Genomic DNA, 2,798 nt, shown 5'->3' on the forward strand with positions numbered 1-2,798 from the left:
GGCGCCGTCCGGTCCATCACCGGGGACGAGCGCCCCTCCGAGGCCCTGCCCGAGCAGGCCGTCCTCGGCGTCACCAGCGGACTCGTCCTGCTCGGGCAGGGCCTCGGAGGGGCGCTCGTCCCCGGTGATGGACCGGACGGCGCCCTGCAGTTGTTCCTCGGTCACCTGGACGACCTGCGAGGGCAGACAGGTGGCGTGGGCGAACGCGAGAACGGCCGTCTCGTCGCCGATGAACAGGACGGTGCTGGTGCGCTCCTGTTCGGAGTCGCCCTGGGTGCGGCAGGACGTGCAGTCGTAACTGCCCGGGGCGTTCTCTCCGGCGAGCAGCCGGTCGGCTTCTTCGTCGCCGATCTCGGCGCGTACGTCGTCGCTGACGTCGAGCATGCGCGGCACGGGTGGCTCCTCGGGATGCGGTGCGTGTTGTGGCCGGGGGCTCCCGGTCCGTGAACCGGATGGGTTCCCGGCTCATGAAGAAGACAACGGAGGATCTGTGGCGGGGGTCACGCCCGGGAGCGAACGGAATCGAACCATCCCGCGCACCGGGTGAACCCGACGGCGGAATCCGTCACTCCACGCCAACTCCTGTCATTTCCAGGGAGGTTGAGCCAATGAGGCAAGTCGCAGTCCGTCAGGGGTGATGGTCGACAAATCAGGAAATCAACGAATGAAACGGGTGGCGCACATTCATCCTGACGGGGTGACGGGGTTTCCGTCAGGTCCGCCGACCGGGTGGGGCCGCGCCCGGTCGGCTGCGCGGCTGCTTCGGGTACTGCGGGACCCCTGCCTAGCGTGACCCGATGTCGATCAAGCGCATGAGGTACGCGGCTGTCGTCGTCGCCTTCCTGGTCCTGCTCGCCCCCGTGGAGCCGGCCGCGGCGGCACCGCCTCTGGCAGCCGGCGCAGCGGCGGCCCAGGCGCCGCACCGCTGTGCGAAGGACCGGTGGCCGTGGGGCTGCCTCGCCCAGTGCGAGAGCGGCGGCCGCTGGAACGCGAACACCGGGAACGGCTTCTACGGAGGGCTGCAGTTCGGGCAGCCCACCTGGCAGGCGTTCGGTGGCCGGGCCTACGCGCCGCGGGCGGATCTGGCCACGCGCAAGGAGCAGATCGAGGTGGCGGAGAAGGTGGTGCGCGTCCAGGGCTGGAACGCGTGGCCCGCCTGTGCCCGGAAGTACCGGCTCAAGGGCCGCGCGCACGGGGTGAAGCAGGGGGAGACACTCTCGTCGATCGCCCGCCGGTACCGCGTCAAGGGCGGATGGCGGGCGCTTCGCGAGCTCAACTCGCAGACGGTCGGCAGGCATCCGGACCGCTTGGAACCCGGCACGATGCTGCGGCTGCCGAAGGGGGCGGGTCCGGGACGACGGCTCACTCCTGGGAACGGCGACGCGGTCGGCCCCGACCGTAGTCCGCCGGGCGCGCAGACCCCGCCGGCCACGTCGGCTCCGCCGGTCCTGATGGGGCCGCCGTTGCCGAGGGTGCCGTCTCCGCTGCCTCGCCGCTGAACACGACCGCGCCGCGCCGGAGTTCGTACACGATCGTCGCTGCGGGGCGCAGGCCGGGCGGCAGCCGTTGTTCGGCCGCGATCACGCCGGCGTCGAGGCCGCTCAGCACCTCGTACGTGCGGGCCGCGACCGTCGGGGACATGCCCTGCGCGGGCTCGTCGACGAGGACCACACGCGCGCGTGCCAGTACGGCGCGGGAGAGGGCGAGCATGCGCTGCTCACCGCCGGAGAGCGTGCCCGCTCTCCGGGGCAGCAGGGCGGCCAGTTGCGGATAGGCGTCGAAGGCGGACGCGATGGGCCTGCCGGAGGAGGCGAGTTCGAGGTTCTCGCGGACGGTGAGCGAGCCGAAGACCGCACGGCGGTCCGGGACGAGGCACAGACCCCGGCGGGCCCGTTCGTACGCGGGCAGCCGTGTGACGTCGGTGCCGTCCCAGACCACGGCGCCGTGGGACAGCGGCACGGTGCCGGCCAGGGCGCGCAGCGCGGTCGTACGGCCCGAGCCGTTGCGGCCGAGCAGGACGGTGACGCCGGGAACCGGCGCGTGCAGGGTGACGCCGTGCAGTGCCTCCAGCGGGCCGTAGCGCACGCGTGCGTGGCGCAGCGAGATCCCGGAGGCGCTCATCCGTCGACCACCGGGCCGAGTCCGTCGTGCCCGCGACCCGCCTCCGGGGCATCCGGGTCATCCGGGTCATCTGTGTCATCTGTTTCGTCGGGCTGATCAAATTGGTCGAGGCCTTCGAGTACATGGTCGGCCGGGCCGGAGGCGACGACGTGGCCCGCGGTCATGACGTGCACGGTGTCGGCGAGACCGGCCACCAGATCGAGATCGTGCTCGACGACGAGCAGGGCCGTCCCGTCGGCGGCGAGCGCCCGCAGCACGCGGGCCAGGGCCGTCACTTCGCCCGTGTCGAGTCCGGCCGCGGGCTCGTCGAGCAGCAGGACCCGCGGGCTTCCGGCGAGGGCGCGGGCGAGTTCGACCCGCCGCAGTGTTCCGGTGGGCAGGCCGGCCGCGGGCAGCGCCCGGACGGCCCCGTCGAGTCCGAGCAGCCGCAGGGCTCGCTCCGCGGCGCCCGGGTCCACGACATGCCCCTGCTCGGCGCCCACGCGTACGTTCTCGGCCACGGTCAGGGTCGGGAAGACGGCCAACTGCTGGAACGTACGGGCGATCCCGAGCCGGGCCCGTGCGTGGGCGGGCAGCCGGGTGATGTCCCGTTCCCCGAGCGCGACCCTCCCCGACACCGGCCGCACGGTTCCGGCGAGGCAGTGGAACAGCGTGCTCTTCCCGGCGCCGTTGGGCCC

The 2,798-nt window shown here is 72.8% G+C and carries 2 protein-coding genes and 2 pseudogenes; 1 reads left to right on the forward strand and 3 read right to left on the reverse strand.

All coding sequences use genetic code 11. The features are described 5' to 3' along the window. Positions 1 to 393: pseudogene (locus AOK01_RS38570) on the reverse strand (hypothetical protein); the annotation flags it as partial. 419 nt (positions 394 to 812) lie between these two features. Here AOK01_RS38570 and AOK01_RS46705 point away from each other — a divergent pair. After that, positions 813 to 1,100 (forward strand): annotated as a pseudogene (locus AOK01_RS46705) (transglycosylase family protein); the annotation flags it as partial. Positions 1,101 to 1,362: 262 nt separating this feature from the next. On the opposite strand, the gene AOK01_RS38580 reads toward AOK01_RS46705, so the two are convergent. Continuing rightward, positions 1,363 to 2,121, reverse strand: a complete 759-nt coding sequence (locus AOK01_RS38580) for an ATP-binding cassette domain-containing protein (protein WP_079104091.1) — start codon at positions 2,119 to 2,121, stop codon at positions 1,363 to 1,365. After that, the coding region (locus AOK01_RS38585) for an ATP-binding cassette domain-containing protein (RefSeq protein ID WP_079104092.1) at positions 2,118 to 2,798 on the reverse strand (681 nt) is incomplete at its 5' end. The genes AOK01_RS38585 and AOK01_RS38580, both read right to left, overlap by 4 nt.

The sequence above is a fragment of the Streptomyces aurantiacus genome (assembly GCF_001418335.1).
Classification (GTDB): domain Bacteria; phylum Actinomycetota; class Actinomycetes; order Streptomycetales; family Streptomycetaceae; genus Streptomyces; species Streptomyces aurantiacus.